The organism is Hydrotalea lipotrueae (assembly GCF_019249625.1).
Taxonomy (GTDB): Bacteria; Bacteroidota; Bacteroidia; order Chitinophagales; family Chitinophagaceae; genus Hydrotalea; species Hydrotalea flava.
This window is the reverse complement of record NZ_JAESDL010000010.1, coordinates 37,538-55,252: the sequence shown is the minus strand read 5'-3', so window position 1 is coordinate 55,252 and position 17,715 is coordinate 37,538. Positions and strand designations below refer to the sequence as shown.

At 37.1% G+C, this 17,715-nt stretch carries 22 protein-coding genes; 21 read left to right on the top strand and 1 reads right to left on the bottom strand.

Going from position 1 to position 17,715, the window contains the following annotated elements; all coding sequences use genetic code 11:
* Positions 1-57 precede the first annotated feature (57 nt).
* The 16 genes from JK139_RS07740 (at position 58) to JK139_RS07665 (ending at position 10,823) form a co-directional block, all read left to right on the top strand.
* Positions 58-1,440 carry a cytochrome ubiquinol oxidase subunit I gene (locus JK139_RS07740; protein ID WP_074420776.1) on the top strand — a complete coding sequence of 461 codons (1,383 nt, stop codon included), beginning with the start codon at positions 58-60 and terminating at the stop codon, positions 1,438-1,440.
* A gap of 1 nt (position 1,441) precedes the next feature.
* Positions 1,442-2,476: a cytochrome d ubiquinol oxidase subunit II gene (gene cydB, locus JK139_RS07735; protein WP_074418259.1), complete on the top strand. Its 1,035-nt coding sequence runs from the start codon at positions 1,442-1,444 to the stop codon at positions 2,474-2,476.
* 125 nt (positions 2,477-2,601) lie between these two features.
* Positions 2,602-3,798, top strand: coding sequence for an NAD(P)/FAD-dependent oxidoreductase (locus JK139_RS07730; RefSeq protein ID WP_074420775.1), 1,197 nt, complete (start codon positions 2,602-2,604; stop codon positions 3,796-3,798).
* 201 nt (positions 3,799-3,999) lie between these two features.
* A complete protein-coding gene (locus JK139_RS07725) occupies positions 4,000-4,803 on the top strand; it encodes a sulfite exporter TauE/SafE family protein (RefSeq protein WP_074418261.1) in 804 nt (267 codons plus the stop codon).
* 77 nt (positions 4,804-4,880) lie between these two features.
* The gene (locus JK139_RS07720; protein WP_074418262.1) at positions 4,881-6,299 is read left to right on the top strand and encodes an MBL fold metallo-hydrolase; all 1,419 of its coding nucleotides are present in this window, start codon (positions 4,881-4,883) and stop codon (positions 6,297-6,299) included.
* 29 nt (positions 6,300-6,328) lie between these two features.
* Entirely contained in the window at positions 6,329-6,610 is a 282-nt protein-coding gene (locus JK139_RS07715; RefSeq protein WP_074420774.1) for a rhodanese-like domain-containing protein, read from the top strand.
* A 10-nt stretch (positions 6,611-6,620) separates the two neighbouring features.
* Positions 6,621-6,929: a rhodanese-like domain-containing protein gene (locus JK139_RS07710; protein WP_074420773.1), complete on the top strand. Its 309-nt coding sequence runs from the start codon at positions 6,621-6,623 to the stop codon at positions 6,927-6,929.
* 21 nt (positions 6,930-6,950) lie between these two features.
* Entirely contained in the window at positions 6,951-7,211 is a 261-nt protein-coding gene (locus JK139_RS07705; RefSeq protein ID WP_074420772.1) for a hypothetical protein, read from the top strand.
* Complete coding sequence (locus tag JK139_RS07700; RefSeq protein ID WP_074420771.1) at positions 7,186-7,404, top strand: hypothetical protein; 219 nt, start codon at positions 7,186-7,188, stop codon at positions 7,402-7,404. Before JK139_RS07705 ends, JK139_RS07700 begins: the two co-directional genes overlap by 26 nt.
* Before the next feature lie 46 nt (positions 7,405-7,450).
* Positions 7,451-7,711, top strand: a complete 261-nt coding sequence (locus JK139_RS07695) for a heavy-metal-associated domain-containing protein (protein ID WP_074420770.1) — start codon at positions 7,451-7,453, stop codon at positions 7,709-7,711.
* 10 nt (positions 7,712-7,721) lie between these two features.
* Complete coding sequence (locus tag JK139_RS07690) at positions 7,722-7,907, top strand: hypothetical protein (protein WP_074420769.1); 186 nt, start codon at positions 7,722-7,724, stop codon at positions 7,905-7,907.
* 60 nt (positions 7,908-7,967) lie between these two features.
* Positions 7,968-8,321, top strand: a complete 354-nt coding sequence (locus JK139_RS07685) for a DsrE family protein (RefSeq protein ID WP_074420768.1) — start codon at positions 7,968-7,970, stop codon at positions 8,319-8,321.
* 44 nt (positions 8,322-8,365) lie between these two features.
* Entirely contained in the window at positions 8,366-8,788 is a 423-nt protein-coding gene (locus JK139_RS07680; RefSeq protein ID WP_143439525.1) for a hypothetical protein, read from the top strand.
* Between the two features lie 151 nt (positions 8,789-8,939).
* Positions 8,940-9,302 (top strand): hypothetical protein, encoded by a 363-nt coding sequence (locus JK139_RS07675; protein ID WP_074420766.1) that lies wholly within the window; start codon positions 8,940-8,942, stop codon positions 9,300-9,302.
* Positions 9,284-9,772, top strand: a complete 489-nt coding sequence (locus tag JK139_RS07670; RefSeq protein ID WP_074420765.1) for a hypothetical protein — start codon at positions 9,284-9,286, stop codon at positions 9,770-9,772. Before JK139_RS07675 ends, JK139_RS07670 begins: the two co-directional genes overlap by 19 nt.
* A 79-nt stretch (positions 9,773-9,851) precedes the next feature.
* Positions 9,852-10,823: an NAD-dependent epimerase/dehydratase family protein gene (locus tag JK139_RS07665; protein WP_074420764.1), complete on the top strand. Its 972-nt coding sequence runs from the start codon at positions 9,852-9,854 to the stop codon at positions 10,821-10,823.
* On the opposite strand, the gene JK139_RS07660 is transcribed toward JK139_RS07665, so the two are convergent.
* The gene (locus tag JK139_RS07660) at positions 10,818-11,771 is read right to left on the bottom strand and encodes a UDP-3-O-(3-hydroxymyristoyl)glucosamine N-acyltransferase (RefSeq protein WP_074420763.1); all 954 of its coding nucleotides are present in this window, start codon (positions 11,769-11,771) and stop codon (positions 10,818-10,820) included. The two genes, JK139_RS07665 and JK139_RS07660, sit on opposite strands and share 6 nt — an antisense overlap.
* 519 nt (positions 11,772-12,290) lie before the next feature.
* Between JK139_RS07660 and JK139_RS07655 the strand changes: the two genes are divergently transcribed.
* The 5 genes from JK139_RS07655 to JK139_RS07635 all read left to right on the top strand — a co-directional run bounded on the left by JK139_RS07655 (position 12,291) and on the right by JK139_RS07635 (position 17,649).
* On the top strand, positions 12,291-12,890 hold the full coding sequence (locus JK139_RS07655; RefSeq protein ID WP_074420762.1) for a pseudouridine synthase: 600 nt from the start codon (positions 12,291-12,293) through the stop codon (positions 12,888-12,890).
* 219 nt (positions 12,891-13,109) lie between these two features.
* Positions 13,110-14,627: a lysine--tRNA ligase gene (gene lysS / locus JK139_RS07650; protein ID WP_218330962.1), complete on the top strand. Its 1,518-nt coding sequence runs from the start codon at positions 13,110-13,112 to the stop codon at positions 14,625-14,627.
* Between the two features lie 118 nt (positions 14,628-14,745).
* Positions 14,746-15,120, top strand: coding sequence for a DoxX family protein (locus tag JK139_RS07645; protein ID WP_218330961.1), 375 nt, complete (start codon positions 14,746-14,748; stop codon positions 15,118-15,120).
* A gap of 146 nt (positions 15,121-15,266) precedes the next feature.
* Complete coding sequence (lptB, locus tag JK139_RS07640; RefSeq protein WP_074420760.1) at positions 15,267-16,076, top strand: LPS export ABC transporter ATP-binding protein; 810 nt, start codon at positions 15,267-15,269, stop codon at positions 16,074-16,076.
* A gap of 49 nt (positions 16,077-16,125) precedes the next feature.
* On the top strand, positions 16,126-17,649 hold the full coding sequence (locus tag JK139_RS07635; RefSeq protein ID WP_075051508.1) for a GH3 auxin-responsive promoter family protein: 1,524 nt from the start codon (positions 16,126-16,128) through the stop codon (positions 17,647-17,649).
* The last annotated feature ends 66 nt before the right edge of the window (positions 17,650-17,715 follow it).

The window sequence follows — 17,715 nt, the reverse complement described above, 5'->3', positions numbered from 1 at the left end:
CTGCACCTCTTTTATTGGTTGGGCACAGTAACAAAACAAGTATAAAAATATATTTTTATGGATTTAGAATTGCTTTCCCGCATACAATTTGCTTTTACTATTGCTTTTCATTACATCTATCCGCCCCTGAGTATTGGATTGGGTGTAGTGATTGTAGGATTGGAAGGCTTGTTTCTGAATACAAAAAATCCTTTATATGCAAAGCTTTCCCGTTTTTGGATAAAAATATTTGCATTGATATTTGGAATTGGTGTGGCAACCGGTATTGTAATGGAATTTGAATTTGGTACCAACTGGGCAACTTATTCACGTTTCGTGGGCGATATTTTTGGGAGTGCCTTGGCTGCAGAAGGCATTTTTGCTTTTGCATTAGAGTCTGGCTTTTTGGGTGTACTGTTGTTTGGATGGAACAAAGTATCTCCAAAAATGCATTTCTTCTCAGCAGTAATGGTTACTCTAGGCTCTATGTTTTCGGCGGTATGGATTGTAGTGGCTAACTCCTGGCAACAAACACCTGCCGGCTATCATTTGGTAGGGCATGGTTTAGCTGTGCGGGCAGAGGTTACCGACTTTTGGGCTATGGTGTTTAATCCTTCATCGGTTGATCGCTTGTTGCATGTTTGGGTGGGTGCATTTTTAGCAGGTTCTTTTTTAGTGTTGAGTGTACATGCTTATTACATTTATAAAAACAAACATGTTGAAATATCAAAAAGAGCATTTAAAGTAGCATTGGCAATAGCAACGGTATCGGCTTTACTCCAATTATTTATTGGCGATCGGTCTGCCAAAGGGGTGGCCGTTAACCAACCGGCTAAATTAGCCGCATTTGAAGGGCATTATGATAGTTTGGCTGCCGCCGATATGTATCTTATAGGTTATGTAAACATAAAAAAAGAACAGGTAACCGGTATTAAAATTCCGGGTGGTTTGTCTTATTTAATTGATGGCAATTTTTCAACACCGGTAAAGGGCCTGCGTTATTTTAAACCGGAAGACAGGCCTACGGCCGTAAACTTTGTTTTTCAAACCTACCACTTTATGGTGGCTATTGGTTTATTGCTTATAGCATTAACCTTATATGCAGCATTTTTATTTTGGCGCAAAAAATTGTTTGAAAAGAAATGGCTCATGCTTGTTTTTGCTTTCTCAGTACTGCTGCCTGAAATAGCCAATCAGTTGGGCTGGTATTCTGCTGAAGTTGGCCGCCAGCCCTGGGTAGTTTATGGTTTGTTACGCACCAGTGATGCTTTATCTAAATCTGTTAAAGAAAATGAAGTATGGTTTTCTTTAATTCTGTTTACTTTATTGTACCTGTTGTTGTTTGCCTTATTTATTTATTTGTTGAATAAAAAAATTCAGCACGGATTAGATGAAAATGATGGTGAAATAACCGATGCTATGCCTTCAACAACAAAACTTGATGACCCTTTAATACATTAATATGGAAACTTTTTTAGGAATAGAATTGTCTACCTGGTGGTTTGCCATTGTAGGCGCTGTATTTACCGGTTATGCTATTTTAGATGGTTTTGATTTGGGTGCTGGTGCCATTCATTTATTGTTTAAAAAAGAGGAAAGCCGCCGTATTGCCTTAAATGCTATTGGTCCTGTTTGGGGGGGTAATGAGGTTTGGTTAGTAATTGGCGGTGGTGCTTTGTTTGCGGGTTACCCGGATGTATATGCTACTATATTTTCGGCTTTCTATATACCCTTTATTTTGTTTCTGGTATTGTTAATTTTAAGGGCTATCTCCATTGAGTTTAGAAGTAAAGAACCTATGTTGTGGTGGCGTAAATTATGGGATATTCTCTATTTTGTTTCCAGCAGTCTGATAGGTTTTTTATTGGGTGTGGTGTTGGGTAATTTAATCATTGGATTGCCCATTAATGAACATTTTGAATATACCGGTACTTTTCTGCAATTATTAAATCCATATGCCTTGTTAACGGGTGCTACTACTTTGTCGTTATTTGCCATGCATGGTTCTATTTATTTAGTCATGAAAACTGAAAAGCGTTTGTACACCAAGCTTTCATTAATGGTGCATGATACCAGCAGGGTATTTGTAGTGTTTTATATGTTGTTAACCATTGTTACTTTGGTGTATTATCCGCACATGGCTAATACCATTAAAAGGTATCCTTTTTTAATTGCTGTGCCGGTAGTAACCGTATTTAATACCATTAATACAAGGCGTTTGTTAGAAAGTGGTAAATATTTAGTTGGTTTCTTTTCTTCTGCACTAACCGTTGCATTGCTGCTTATTACTTTTGCCATGAATTTGTATCCCAATATTGTACGTTCTACTATCAATCCACTGTATTCATTAACAGTGCATAATGCGGCATCTTCTCCCCGATCACTCACCATTATGCTTATTATTGCAGCCATTGGAGTGCCAATCATTGCTCTATATACCGGTTTTGTATTCTGGACATTTAAGGGGAAAGTGAAATTAGAGGAGAATAGTTATTAAATAGCAACTGATTTTTCATACTTAATCTATAGGATTAATATACTAATAAAAAACATTTGTTATGTGATTTTAGTCACATACCTGTATCTTGTAGTACATTATTTTCAACAAAAAATAAGATTGCTATGCCAGTACAACATCAAATTGTAATTATTGGTGGCGGAAATGCAGGTATTTCCGTTGCCGGTAAATTATTGCTTAAGAATAAGCAATTAGATATTGCCATTATAGATGCTGCCGATAAACATTATTATCAGCCTGCCTGGACATTAGTAGGCGGTGGTGCATTTAATGTGGCAGATACCGTTCGCTCTGAAGCATCGGTAATGCCTAAATCGGTACATTGGATTCAAAAAAAAGTAACCGGCTTTTTACCCAACGTCAATAAGGTATCGTTAGATGATGGTACTGAAGTGGGTTATGAATATTTGGTGGTGGCACCCGGTATTCAAATTAACTGGAGTGCTATTAAAGGATTGCCTGAAACATTAGGTAAAAATGGAGTTTGCTCTAATTACAGTTTCCAATCAGTAAATTATACCTGGGAATGTATTCAAAATTTTAAAGGCGGTAAAGCCATTTTTACCAATCCCAATACACCGGTGAAGTGTGGTGGTGCGCCCATGAAAATTATGTTTCTGGCAACAGATTATTTCAGAAAACATGATTTGCTCAATAAAACGCAGGTTGAATATTGGAGCGGTGGTACCCGTTTATTTGGAGTTGATAAGTATGAAAATACTTTGAAAAAAGTGATAGCCCGGGGTAATATAAAAACACAGTTTTTTGTGCGGTTAGATGAAATAGATGGCCCCAACAAAAAAGCAAAATTTGTGAGCTTTGGCGAAAATAATAAGGATCAGGAATATTGGGTTGATTTTGATATGATGCATGTAACCCCACCACAAAGCGCACCCGATTTTGTACGAAATAGCCCATTGGCCAATGCTGCAGGTTGGGTAGATGTGGATAAGAATACATTACAGCATGTGCGTTATGCCAATATTTTTTCTTTAGGTGATGCTTCCAGTTTACCCACCTCACGTACAGGCGCTGCTATTCGAAAACAAGCACCGGTATTAGTGCAAAATTTATTAGCGCTGATGCAGGGGCAGTCTTTAACTGCCAGCTACACAGGTTATACCTCTTGTCCATTAATTACAGGATATGGCAAACTGGTATTGGCTGAATTTGATTACAACAATCAGCCTATGGAAACATTCCCATTTGATCAGAGTAAGGAGCGTTGGAGTATGTGGATATTGAAAACGAAAATCTTGCCCTGGTTATATTGGCACAAAATATTACCGGGTACTGCCTAAATTTATTATAACCCCCATACAAGAGCCTGCGTTCAATTTTCTAAGCAGACTCTTTTTAGCGGCTACTTTCTAAAGTATGAAAATTGAATTTTTATTTTTTTAATATAAATTTCGTTAAAATTTCAATGGCTGTGTTGTCTGTGATTCATGTCACTTTACAATGCAGTAATAAAAGCCATTTTTACAAATAAATTTTTATCCATGCAGTTTATTTTTGGTTATTTGGCATCGGCTTTAATAGGTATATCGCTCGGTTTAATAGGTGGCGGCGGCTCAATACTAACGGTACCGGTTATGGTATATTTATTTAGTGTAAGCCCGCTTTTGGCAACCTCTTATTCTTTATTTGTGGTAGGCTCTACCAGTTTGGTGGGTGCTTATAACAGTTACAGAAGAGGATTGGTGCGTATTAAAACCGGTTTGTTATTTGGTATATCCTCTATTGCTACTGTGGTTTTAACAAGAAAGTTTTTTATTCCTGCCATACCCAAAAAAATAGCTACCATAGGCTCTTTTGTAATTACAGAAAATATTATGACAATGGTGCTTTTTGCTATTTTAATGGTAGTGGCATCTTTGTCAATGATGCGCAATGGCAACAAAAAAGAAATAACTGATGTAATACCCGATAAAAAAATTAATATCCCCAAATTGTTGGTTTATGGTATTGGTATCGGTTTTATTACCGGTTTGTTAGGCGCTGGTGGTGGATTTTTATTAATACCTACACTGGTATTGTTGGTGGGCTTGCCAATGAAAGAGGCAGTAGGTACTTCCTTGTTTATCATTGCACTCAATTCATTAATTGGTTTTACCGGTGATTTAGGCCATTTTGAAATGGATTGGAAGCTGTTGACAATTGTTACGATCATCGCTATTGGCGGTATCTTCGTAGGTGGATGGTTAAGTAAAAAAATTCATGGAGATAAATTGAAAAAAGGCTTTGGATGGTTTGTATTGGTAATGGGTATTTATATTATTGTTAAAGAATTGTGGTTGCATTAATAAAATATTGTTTTGTGATATGAGTCACTATTCATACTGAATCGTTTTATTAATTTTAATTTTTTAAAAATATGCTTATGGTAGTTGAACAAATTTATACCGGTTGCTTAGCACAGGGCGCATATTATGTTGAAAGTGATGGCGAAGCGGTGATCATTGATCCGCTTCGTGAGGTAGAACCCTATATTCAAAAAGCAGAAAGAAATGGTGCTATCATAAAATATGTGTTAGAAACGCATTTTCATGCCGATTTTGTATCCGGGCATCTTGATTTATCTAAAAAAACAGGTGCTCCCATTGTGTATGGCCCCAATGCTAAACCGGCATTTGATTTTTATGCAGCAAAAGATGGTGAAGAATTAAAAGTGGGTAAAGTAACCATTCAGGTATTGCATACACCCGGACATACCATGGAAAGTACCTGTTATTTGTTGAAAGATGAAAACGGCAAGCCAACCGCGTTATTTAGTGGCGATACCTTGTTTATTGGCGATGTGGGAAGGCCCGATTTGGCTCAAAAAGTAGTAGCTGATTTAACACAGAATAAATTAGCGGCGCATTTATTTCATTCACTTCGTAACAAAATAATGACATTACCGGATGATGTAATTGTATATCCTGCACATGGTGCAGGTAGTGCCTGTGGAAAAAATATGAGTAAAGAAACAACCGATACACTCGGCCATCAAAAGCAAACCAATTATGCACTGCGTGCAGATATGACGGAGGCTGAATTTATTAAAGAAGTAACAAACGGATTGGTTCCACCACCTGCATATTTTCCTTTGAATGTAATGTTGAATATTCAAGGCTATGAAAGTATTGATAAGGTGCTGGAACGCGGACAACATGCTTTTTCTCCCAATGCTTTTGAAGCTGCAGCCAACGAAACAGGTGCCATTATTTTAGATACCCGCGACCCTCAGGTATTTGCGCAAGGCTTTATTCCCAATGCTATTAATATTGGTATTGATGGAAATTTTGCGCCTTGGGTGGGTGCCATGATTCCCGATATTAAACAGGAAATTTTATTGGTAACAGATGAAGGTAGAGAGGAAGAAGTAATTACCCGATTGGCCCGGGTGGGTTATGATTATACCATTGGTTACCTGAAAGGGAGTTTTCAGGCTTGGAAAGAAGCAGGTAAAGAAGTAGATATCATTCTATCCATAACACCTGAAGAGCTGGCCGCAAAAATGGAACAAGAAGAAGTGGCTATTTTAGATGTACGCAAAAACAGTGAATATTTAAGCGAACATGTAGTAGATGCCGAAAATGCACCGCTCGATTTTATAAATGACAGCATGAGCTTGATTAATAAAAATAAAACATACTATGTGCATTGTGCCGGTGGTTACCGCTCCATGATTTTTAATTCTATTTTGCGGGCAAGAGGTTTTGATAATTTAATTGATGTAAAAGGCGGCTTTACTGCTATTAAAGAAAGCGGTAAGTTTCCTGTTACCGATTATGTATGCCCAAGCACTTTATTGTAAAACCAAATAAATACGGAAAAATAAAACATATGTCAACATTAAAAGAAATCGTAAACAATTCAGCAACAAGTATTGTAGATGTACGCACGGTAATGGAGTTTCAAGGCGGCCATGTGCCCGGTGCAATCAACATTCCATTAGATGAAGTCCAGAACCGTTTAGAAGAATTTAAAAAGTTGCCAAAACCAATTGTGGTTTATTGCCGCAGTGGGGCACGTAGTGGTATGGCCATGTCAATGTTAAAACAATCCGGAATCAACGAAGTATACAACGGTGGTGGATTGTTGGATATGCAATTTATGTTAAACTAAAAAATCAGTTATGCTTTCATTTCTTAAAAAATTATTTTCAGGTAAAGAAGTAGATTATCGGGAATTACAAAACCGTGGTGCTATTATTATTGATGTTAGAACACCTGCAGAATTTAAAACAGGCCATATTCGCGGGGCTATTAATATTCCGGTTGATCAAATCAAATTAAAAACAGCCGAACTGAAGAAAAAAAATAAGCCGGTAATTACCTGCTGCCGTAGTGGTGCCAGAAGCGGCATGGCTAAATCTGTGTTATCTGCTGCCGGTATTGAAGTATACAATGGCGGTGCCTGGTTTATGTTGGAGAAAAAATTATAAATACATTTTAAATTTAAAAAAATGTTAAATCAATTGAAATACGGCTGGAACCTGATGCGGATTATACGTCTTGCTATTGCAGGTTTTGCCATTACGCAGGCCTTTTTGTCGCACGATTGGTTACTGGGTATATTCGGGGGAATAGTAGCGTACATGGCTTTGGCGAATATAGGCTGTTGCGGTGTTGGTGGCTGCAGTACCAACACTTATCAACGCAAAACAATCAATCATCAGGCAGCAACAGAAGAAGTTACTTATGAAGAAGTGGATCATCAAAAATAAATTATACATAGCCGGTGCAATTACCGGTGGTGTTGCAGGCTATTTGTACTATTACTTTATAGGTTGTGCAACCGGCACCTGCTTAATTACCTCAAAACCGATAAATAGTACGCTGTATTTTGCCATGTTGGGTGCGCTTGTTTTTGGAATGTTTCAAAAGCGTTCGGCAAAGCCAACTAAAATGCAACCTTAAACAGTACTAATGTTGAATTAATTTGAGTGCTTTAAAATAAATTGATATGTTAACCTCTGCTGATATTCAGGTACAGAACATAAAATGTGGCGGCTGTGTAGCTGCCATCGAAAAAAATATTGGCTCCATGCCGGGCGTACAGCATGTTTCTGTGAACCAGGCAACCGGCATGGTTACCATTACCGGCATTGGTTTACAAACCGATGAAATTAAACAACAATTAACAAAGCTTGGCTATCCGCCCGCTCCAAAAAACAGTGTATTCAAACGCATTAAAACAAGTATTCAGTGCGTATTTAAACAATAAAAATTACTGTATGGAAATAAATATTAACAATATTGATATGGCTGCTTACGAAAAAATTAAACAGTCCATTACCAGTAAAGATAGTGTGGTAGGTATTGATGCGGTACATACACACATTCTTATCATTCATAAATTAATGCAGATAGAGCAGCAATTGCAACAGCTCCAGCAAAGGTTAGAAGGCATAGATAAATAATCTCTCAACATTACGTAAATGGTATGCCGTTTAGGAATAACATTTGCAAATTTATTTGGTATGAAACCTTACAAAGCTATTATTCAATTAACTTCTGATGAACCAAGGGTGTATAAAAGTATTATTGGACAAATAAATAATTTATTGCATGCTTTGCCGGGTAAAGTTACAATAGCAATGGTTTGCCATGGCGGTAGCAGCGCTTTTTGTTTGAATGATAACAATCCTAATCGAGAGGCTATTTTGCAATTAATGGAACAGGGTGTTGTAATTAAAGTGTGTGAAAATATGTTGCATGCCAATCATATTTCAGCAACACAACTCATCCCCGGCATGCAAACAGTAGCCGCAGGTATAGCCGAACTGGTTATCCGCCAACAAGATGGCTGGAGTTATATCAAAGCCGGCTTTTAAATATTTGCTTGCAGTAAAGAGAATAATTTTGTTATGCAAAAAAATTGTATGCAATTTTATGGTTGCTATTCGCACAATTTACGGCAGTTGACGCAACAGCACAAACGGCAGATACTTCATTGGCCGACGATGAGCATAGGGAAGAGCCAAAACAAAACGATACAACCACTTTATTGCACGCTCTTTTCGGAAAGGCAGTATTGAAGGGCGTTTCCGATACTTTTTTATTTCGGCCATCAACGAGGGGCAATTATCTGATTATTATGCCAATGCTTTTGGTGGCGGTATCAAATATCAAACGGCGTCATTCCATCATTTTAAATTCGGCCTGGGTGGTTTTTATACTTTTAATCTGTGTTCCTCCAATCTTGCAAAACCCGATTCTATTACTGGCTCCCCCAATCGTTATGAAATTGGATTATTCAACATATAAAATCCTTCGCAAACCAATAATCTGGATAAGTTAGAATATTTTTATTTAAAGTATCAGCACAAAAATTTTCAAGCTATATTGGGAAAATAATTGCTGCATACTCCATTTATTAATCCGCAAGACGGCCGTATGCGCCCAATTTTTGAAGATGGCTTGTATTTGAAATATAACCGTAACAAAACAATTTGGGAAGGGGAGGGGGCTGGTTATACAACATTTTGCCGCGCAGCACCATACAATGGTTTTTTGTTCCCAATTCAATAGGTTGGTATGCACAAGGCATTAATCCAGATGGAACAGTAGGTAATTACAGGGGTAATCTTTCCGGAGCCGGTATTGGTTTATTCGGCATTACGCATCATTTCAATAAAAATGTAAGTATTAAACTTTGGGAGCAGTTTGTTGAAAATATATTCAATACTTCGCTTGCCGAATTCAACTACATGCCTGAAACAATTCAGCAAAAGCCTGTTTTCTTTACCGGTATTCGGTTCATGATGGCGGTAATCAAAATCAAGATAAAACCTATATGCAGAAAGGCAATGTAGCCTATGTTCTTTCAGGGAGAGTGGGATTGAAAAATAAACGATGTGAAACCACTTTGAATTATACCCGTATTACAGATAATGGTTGTTTTCTCAATCCCCGAGAATGGGGTATTGAACCCTTTTATACTTTTATATATCGCGAAAGAAATGAAGGCAACGGCAATTTGAATGCTGTGATGTGGAATGTAAAATGGAATGCAATGGCTAAACAATTGCTGCTGGAAGGCCAATTGGAATATTTTGCCCTACCCGATGTAAAAAATACTGCCATGAATAAATATGGCATGCCATCTTACGGCCAATTGAATCTTGACCTGAGGTATCAGTTCAATAAGCAATTAGCAGGGTTTGATGCTGAGTTTTTGTACACCTACAAAAAAGGATATGGCGATACCTACAATAACCCAAAATATGTGTATAACAAGGCAAATCTTTCGCTCTTTAACTTTATTATCAATTATTCTTTCTGAAATTTATTGGGGGAAATAAATTTTTTGTACTTTCCCTGTTCGTTCAATTGTGTTTAAATTGTAATTAATAAAAACTGCTATGATTTTAGTAACCGGAGGTTCAGGTTTATTGGGCACTCATTTAATTGAGGAGTTACTGCGAAGAGATTTTTCCGTAAAAGCAATCTATCACAACAACATGCCCCCTCATCTGGCCAATAAATTAGAATGGGTAAAGTGCGATATATTAGATGTGGAAGCGTTATCTGCTGCTATGGAAAATGTGGAACAGGTTTACCATTGTGCAGGACTTGTTTCTTTTAATCCGGCCAAGAAAAAGTTGTTGTACAAAGTAAATGTAGAAGGTACCGCTAATGTGGTGAATGTTTGCTTAGAAAAAAACATAAAAAAATTAATTCATGTTAGTTCAGTAGCTGCGCTGGGTAGAATGCGGGAAGGCAGACCTGTTTCTGAAAGAATGAAATGGAGCATGGCCACCAGTAACAGTGAATATGGCAGAACAAAATACTTAGGCGAAATGGAGGTATGGCGCGGAATCGGCGAAGGGTTGAATGCCGTAATTTTAAATCCTTCCATGATATTGGGGGCAGGCGATTGGAATACCGGCTCTACAGAATTATTTAAAAAAGTATACCATGGTTATTCCTGGTATACAGAGGGCACCAGCGGTTTTGTAGATGTAAAAGATGTAGTAAGATCCATGCTCATTTGCATGCGTGGTACTTGCAACAAAGAACGTTTTATAATTAGTAGTGAAAATAAAAGTTACAAAGAAATTTTAACAAGCATTGCCCATCACTTTGCTGTAAAACCACCACATAGAAAAGTAACTCCTTTTTTAGCAGAAATAGTTTGGCGAATAGAAGCAGCAAAAGCATTTTTTACGAAACAAGAACCGCTGATTACAAAAGAAACGGCTAAAACTGCATTAACAAAAGTTACATACGATAATCTCCGCTTTCTTACCTATGCTGTAAATTTTGAATACACACCCATTGATGCAGCCATTGAAAGAATATGTGGTGAGTTAAAAGCTAAGTATGGATTATGATGGTGTATCCATTACTTTTTTCCATAACTCCGGAATTCTTTTTATCCAAACCAATTCTCTTCTTTTAACTGCGGCCTCCTGTGTGGGGGTACCCCAATACACTTTATTACCTTCTAAATCGCTCGGTACTCCGCCCTGTGCTAGTACAACAGCATTTTCGCCAATGGTTAAAGTTTTGCTTACACCTACCTGCCCCCATAAAGTAACCCCATCTTCAATTACCACAGCGCCTGCAATTCCTACTTGTGCAGCAAACAAACAATTTTTGCCAACAAGGGTATCATGCCCAATATGTACCTGATTGTCTAAAACAGAACCCCGACCAATTCTAGTTTCAGAAGTTACACCTCTGTCAATGGTACAACCTGCGCCTATTTCCACATAATCTTCAATTACAACATGCCCGCAACTTTTCATGCGCTTAAACCATACAGGTCTGTTTTTTTTTGTATTATAATAAAAAGCATCGCTGCCAATTACGGTGCCTGATTGTATTACAACATGATCTCCAATAATACAGTCATCACCAATGGTAACATTGGGATGTATGATGGTGTTTTTACCGATTACAACATGATTGCCAATATAACAATTGGGCATTACCACACTGCCTGCTCCAATTTTTGCTGAACTACTAATTGCTTTTTCTGAAGGTGTAAATGGTTTAAAATAATCTACAATTTTTAAGTACGCTTCAAACGGATCGGCTGTGTACAACAATGCTTTTCCTTCCGGTATTTGTACTGCTTTGCTATTAATAATTATAACACTGGCAGCACTTTGTAAACAAGTGTCATAATATTTTGGATGATCTACAAATACAATATCACCTTGTTCAACTTTATGAATTTCATTTATACCGGTGGGGGTTACAGCAGCATTGCCAACAACTTCAGCATCAATCAATGTTGCCATCCAGGTTAAGGTTACAGGTGTAGGAAATTTCATAATTCTATTTATGAGTGTAAAATGCAAAGTTAAATCTGCTTGCTGTTATAAATTTTTTTGTTGCAGAATAAATATAAACGTTGTGTTTTTTATGTAAAAACGCTTCGATTTTTTAATTTGTTATTCAAAATTTATAAAACAGTTTCTTTTGAAATGCACTGTTCATCGATATTACAGCTATTTGTAAAAAGTTAAATGCAAACAATTGAAAGTAGTGCGCTATAGTTTTTAGAACAAAAATTTTGAAGATCTGTACTCCGCTATTCACATTTTTTTTAAAGATGTGAATAAAATAGTTTGCAATTTTTTTTGTATTGGAAAAAACTCTTTATAATATTGTGGTGGGAATTGTATTCCCGTACTTACTAACCCATCCATATATAAAGTCCCGCTTCTGCGGGATTTTTATTGTAATAGAAAATCAACACCATCCATTCAAAAAAAATAGTGCAAGTTTAAACATAAAAAATTGGATGTACATTACAAATGTTGCATTAAAAAACAACTTTTACAAATTGTATGAAACACACTGTTCATCAATATTTCATTATTTATAAACCATTTCAGGTATTATCGCAGTTTACAGCAACGGATGATAAAAAATGTTTGAAAGATTTTTTTTCGGTTCCTGATAATGTATACCCTGTTGGTCGTTTAGATTTTGATAGTGAAGGCTTATTGCTGCTCACCAACGATAGCAGCATCAATAAGAAATTATTAGATCCTGCATTTGCGCATGAACGTGAATATTGGGTACAAGTAGATGGCGCTATTACACCTGACGCAATCTTTCAATTACAAAATAGTGTAAATATTCAGGTAGATGGCAAGCAATATCGAACTTTACCCTGCAAAGCTGAGCTGCTTGTAACTGCACCACAGGTGCCCGATCGTTTTCCACCCATACGATTTCGAAAAAATATTCCGGCACCCTGGATTAAAATAATTTTGAAAGAAGGCAAAAACAGACAGGTGCGTAAAATGACGGCTGCTGTTGGATTTCCTACCCTACGGCTCATTCGCCACAGAATTGGACATTTAACATTGGGGGGCTTATTGCCGGGAGAAATGCGAATATTACATGATACAGAGATATCGAGGTTTTTTTGCGGCAGATAAATTAAGGAGCAGACGAACTGTTTAAATGTATCCATAAACAATGGTTTGTATTGGTGCCTGCTACCAACACTCATTTTTTGTGAATAGCATTTGTAAAGATTTATTTCCTTTGAAACACGATTTCATTGAAACAAGTGCTGGTTGAATAAAAAGTAATGCAACGCTGCGAATGGCATAGCTGCTTTGCACTTATCTTTGCAGCCATTAATTTTCTAAGTTATGAGTGTACAACTGAGTGAACAAGAGCTAATTCGCAGAGAAAAATTAGCAAAATTAAAAGCAGCAGGCATAGAACCTTATCCTGCAGCCTTATACCCCGTTACACATTATTCATCTGATATTAAAGTCAACTTCAGTGAGGAAAATAAAGATAATTTTCAAAACGTTTGTGTGGCCGGCCGAATCATGAGCATCAACGATAAAGGAAAAGTTTTCTTTATAAAAATTCAGGATAGCAAAGGTATTTTTCAGTTGTATGTAAAGCGCGATGATATTTGCCCCGGTGAAGACAAAAGCTTTTGGGATGATGTAATTAAACATGGTTTAGACCTTGGTGATATTATTGGTGCAACCGGTTTTGTGTTCATAACAAAAACCGGTGAAACCTCATTACATACACAAACCATTACACTGCTTACTAAATCATTAAAACCACTTCCGGTTGTAAAGCGCGATGATGAAGGGAATGTGTATGATGAAGTAACCGATCCGGAATTCAGGTACCGCCAGCGGTATGTTGATTTAATCATTAATCCTTCTGTAAAAGAAAATTTTGTGCAGCGTACGCAACTCATCAATACCATCCGCACATTTTTAAATGAAAAGGGTGCATTGGAAGTAGATACGCCGGTATTACAGCCTATTCCCGGTGGTGCAGCTGCAAAGCCCTTCATTACCCATCACAATGCATTGGATATTCCATTGTATTTAAGAATTGCAAACGAATTATATTTAAAAAGATTAATTGTTGGCGGATTCGATTGGGTGTATGAGTTTAGCCGAAACTTCAGAAATGAAGGGATGGACAGAACACACAATCCTGAGTTTACAGTATTGGAATGGTATACTGCTTATAAAGATTATTTCTGGATGATGGAAACAACCGAACAACTCATGGAAAAAATTGCATTGGCTTTGCATGGTACCACTGAAGTGCAGGTGGGTGAAACAATCATTAATTTCAAAGCGCCTTATAAACGCATCAGTATTTTTGAAGCCATTCAGGAAAATACAGGTATTGATATTAGCCAAATGGATGAAGCCGGCCTGCGTGCAGTTTGTCAGCAACTGCATATTGATGTTCCAGGCAATATTGGAAAAGGAAAATTAATTGATGAAATTTTTGGTGCTACCAGCGAACACAAATACATACAACCTGCTTTTATTATTGATTATCCGGTTGAAATGAGCCCGCTTACCAAAAAGCATCGCAGTAAAGCCGGTTTGGTTGAACGTTTTGAATTGATGGTGAACGGAAAAGAAATTGCCAATGCTTACAGCGAATTAAACGATCCGATCGATCAGCGGGAACGCTTTGAAGAGCAACTGCAATTAATGCAACGCGGCGATGAAGAAGCCATGTATATTGATTATGATTTTTTACGTGCATTAGAATATGGTATGCCTCCTACTTCGGGTATAGGAATTGGTATTGACAGGTTGTGTATGTTAATGACCAACCAGCCTTCTATACAAGATGTTTTATTATTCCCCCAAATGCGGCCAGAAAAATTATAAAAATTAAATAGCCATTAATTTATAACCACTAACACCTCTTTTCGAGGTGTTTTTTTTGTGCCACTTGCAAATATGAAAAATGATTTTTACCTTAAAGCCTAAATCAAAACTCCTAACTATGAACAAAAACATGGTTTCTCGTATTTCCAGTATTGTATTTGCATTGGTAATAGCCGTATTTGGCATTAATCATTTTAGAATGGGTGATGCAATGGCAGGGTATGTTCCCGGTTACTTGCCTGTTGCAGTTTTTTGGGTATATCTGGTAGGTACAGCTTTAATTCTGGCAGCTATTGCTATTATTATTAACAAACAAACCCGTTTAGCCTGCTATTTATTAGGGCTTATGCTGTTTTTGTTTGTAATATTATTGCATTTGCCCGGAATGATGCATGCCACTGACCCTCAAATGAAAGCTATGTCAATGACCATGCTATTAAAAGATTTAGGATTGGCTGCCGGTGCTTTCTATATCGGTTCACACAATCAATAAAAGGCAATTGGCGGTTATAAATTTTTCCCGGCAATTGACCACTGCCGGGATTTTTTATGTGCAGTTCTATCATAATCTTTCGCTAAATCAATAAATTCGCAATAATATCAATGTTCTCCATCTATTTTTGCTAAAAATATTATTCATTGAGTTTAACCATACATACAGAAGCATTAGTAAAAAGTTACAAGGGCAGAACCGTTGTAAGCAAGGTAAGCGTAAATGTAAAACAAGGCGAAATTGTTGGGTTGTTAGGTCCCAACGGCGCCGGTAAAACCACAACGTTTTACATGGTAGTGGGCTTAATTAAGCCCGATGAAGGACGTGTTTTTTTAGATACTGCCGATATTACAAAATTACCTATGTATAAAAGGGCACAAATGGGTATTGGTTACCTGCCGCAAGAAGCCAGTGTATTTAGAAAATTAACCGTACAAGATAATATAATGGCTGTTTTGGAAATGACGAATCTTTCTAAAAAACAGCGTCATGAAAAATTAGAACAGTTGCTCAATGAATTTAATTTACATCATGTAAGACATAATAATGGCGATAGTTTAAGCGGAGGTGAAAGAAGACGTACGGAAATAGCACGTGCACTGGCTGTTGATCCTAAATTCATATTATTAGATGAGCCCTTTGCAGGGGTTGATCCCATTGCTGTAGAAGATATTCAAACAGTAGTAGCCAAATTAAAGTATAAAAATATCGGCATCCTCATTACCGATCACAATGTAAATGAAACCCTGTCTATTTGCGACCGGGCCTATTTGCTGATTGAAGGGAAGATATTTAAACATGGCACAGCCGAACAATTGGCGCAGGATGAAAAGGTACGCCGTTTATACCTCGGTACTAACTTTGAACTGCGCAGAAAAGACTGGATTATTGAAATGGAAAGAGATAATGCCATGAAACAAACCACTGAAGGTTTTACAGAAGCGATAGAAGAATAATCTTTTTACTGTAAAATTGTTTACTTAAATTGCTGCAACCCCTATTTGAATGAAACTGCTTAGTCCTGCCATATCAAGATTTGCACGGTTGCGAAACTGGCGTATTGAACAGTGGATGCAAAATCCCATTGCTACCCAGCGCGATGTGTTGCAAGATTTGGTTACCCACGGGCAGTTTACGGAGTTTGGCCGAAAATATGGTATGAATAATTTATTCACCATTAAAGAATTTAAACAACGGATACCCATTAACGAATATGAAGATTTAAAGCCTTACATTGAAAGACTGATGCAGGGCGAGCAAAACTTATTATGGAATACACCGGTTTATTGGTTTGCCAAAAGTAGCGGCACTACCAGCGATAAAAGTAAATTTATTCCCATTACAGAAGAAAGTTTACAGGATTGCCATTACCAGTCTGCGAAAGATGTGCTTAGCCTTTATTATAAATTTAATCCGGAAAGCGACTTACTAACGGGGAAGGGATTGGTGATTGGTGGAAGTCATCAAATCAGTCCTATTAATGATGAGGCTCAATATGGCGATTTAAGTGCCGTATTGTTACAAAACACGCCAATGTGGGCTTCGTGGATACGCACCCCCGAATTATCCATTGCATTAATGGATGAGTGGGAAAGTAAAATTGAATATTTGGCACAAACCACTATTCAGGAAAATGTAACTTCTATTTCCGGAGTGCCTACCTGGACTTTATTGCTGATTAAACGTATTCTTGAAATTACCGGAAAAAATACTTTGAGTGAGGTTTGGCCGAATTTAGAATTATACTTGCATGGTGGTGTTTCCTTTGTTCCTTATCAGGAACAATTTAAAAAGCTGATTGGGAAAAGTATATTTTATTTAGATTTATATAATGCCAGTGAAGGTTTTTTTGCTGCACAAAACGATGCACAGGAAGAAGGCATGTTACTGTTTTTAGATTATGGTATTTTTTATGAATTTATGCCTGTTGAGGAATATGGAAAACAAACACCCATTACTATTGGATTGAAGCAGGTAGAAATAGGAAAAAACTATGCACCGGTTATTTCAACCAATGGCGGTTTATGGCGCTATCTCACCGGCGATACTATTCAGTTTACATCAATATTCCCTTTTAAAATAAAAGTAAGTGGGCGGTTAAAACATTTTATCAATGCCTTTGGTGAAGAATTAATTGTAGATAATACTGATAAAGCCGTAGCCATTGCTGCCCAAAAAACAAATAGCATTATAAGTGAATATACTGCAGCCCCTGTATATTTTAACGATGAACAAAACGGTGCACATGAATGGCTGATAGAATTTGAAAGGCCGCCCCAAAATATGGAACATTTTGCATTTGAATTGGATTGCGCTTTAAAATCTTTAAATAGTGATTACGAGGCCAAACGCCAGAAAGATATTGCCTTACGGAAGCCCATTGTACATGCTGTTCAAAAAAATATTTTTAATGGATGGTTGCGGAACAAAGGCAAATTAGGCGGCCAACATAAAGTGCCTCGCTTGTCGAACAACAGAATATATGTGGATGAATTATTACAACTTATGCGGGAAGAGTTTAAACAATAATATTATTTTTATCCCACAAAAACAGTATTCGAAAGAATGAATGCAATGCAAACACATTCATCACAC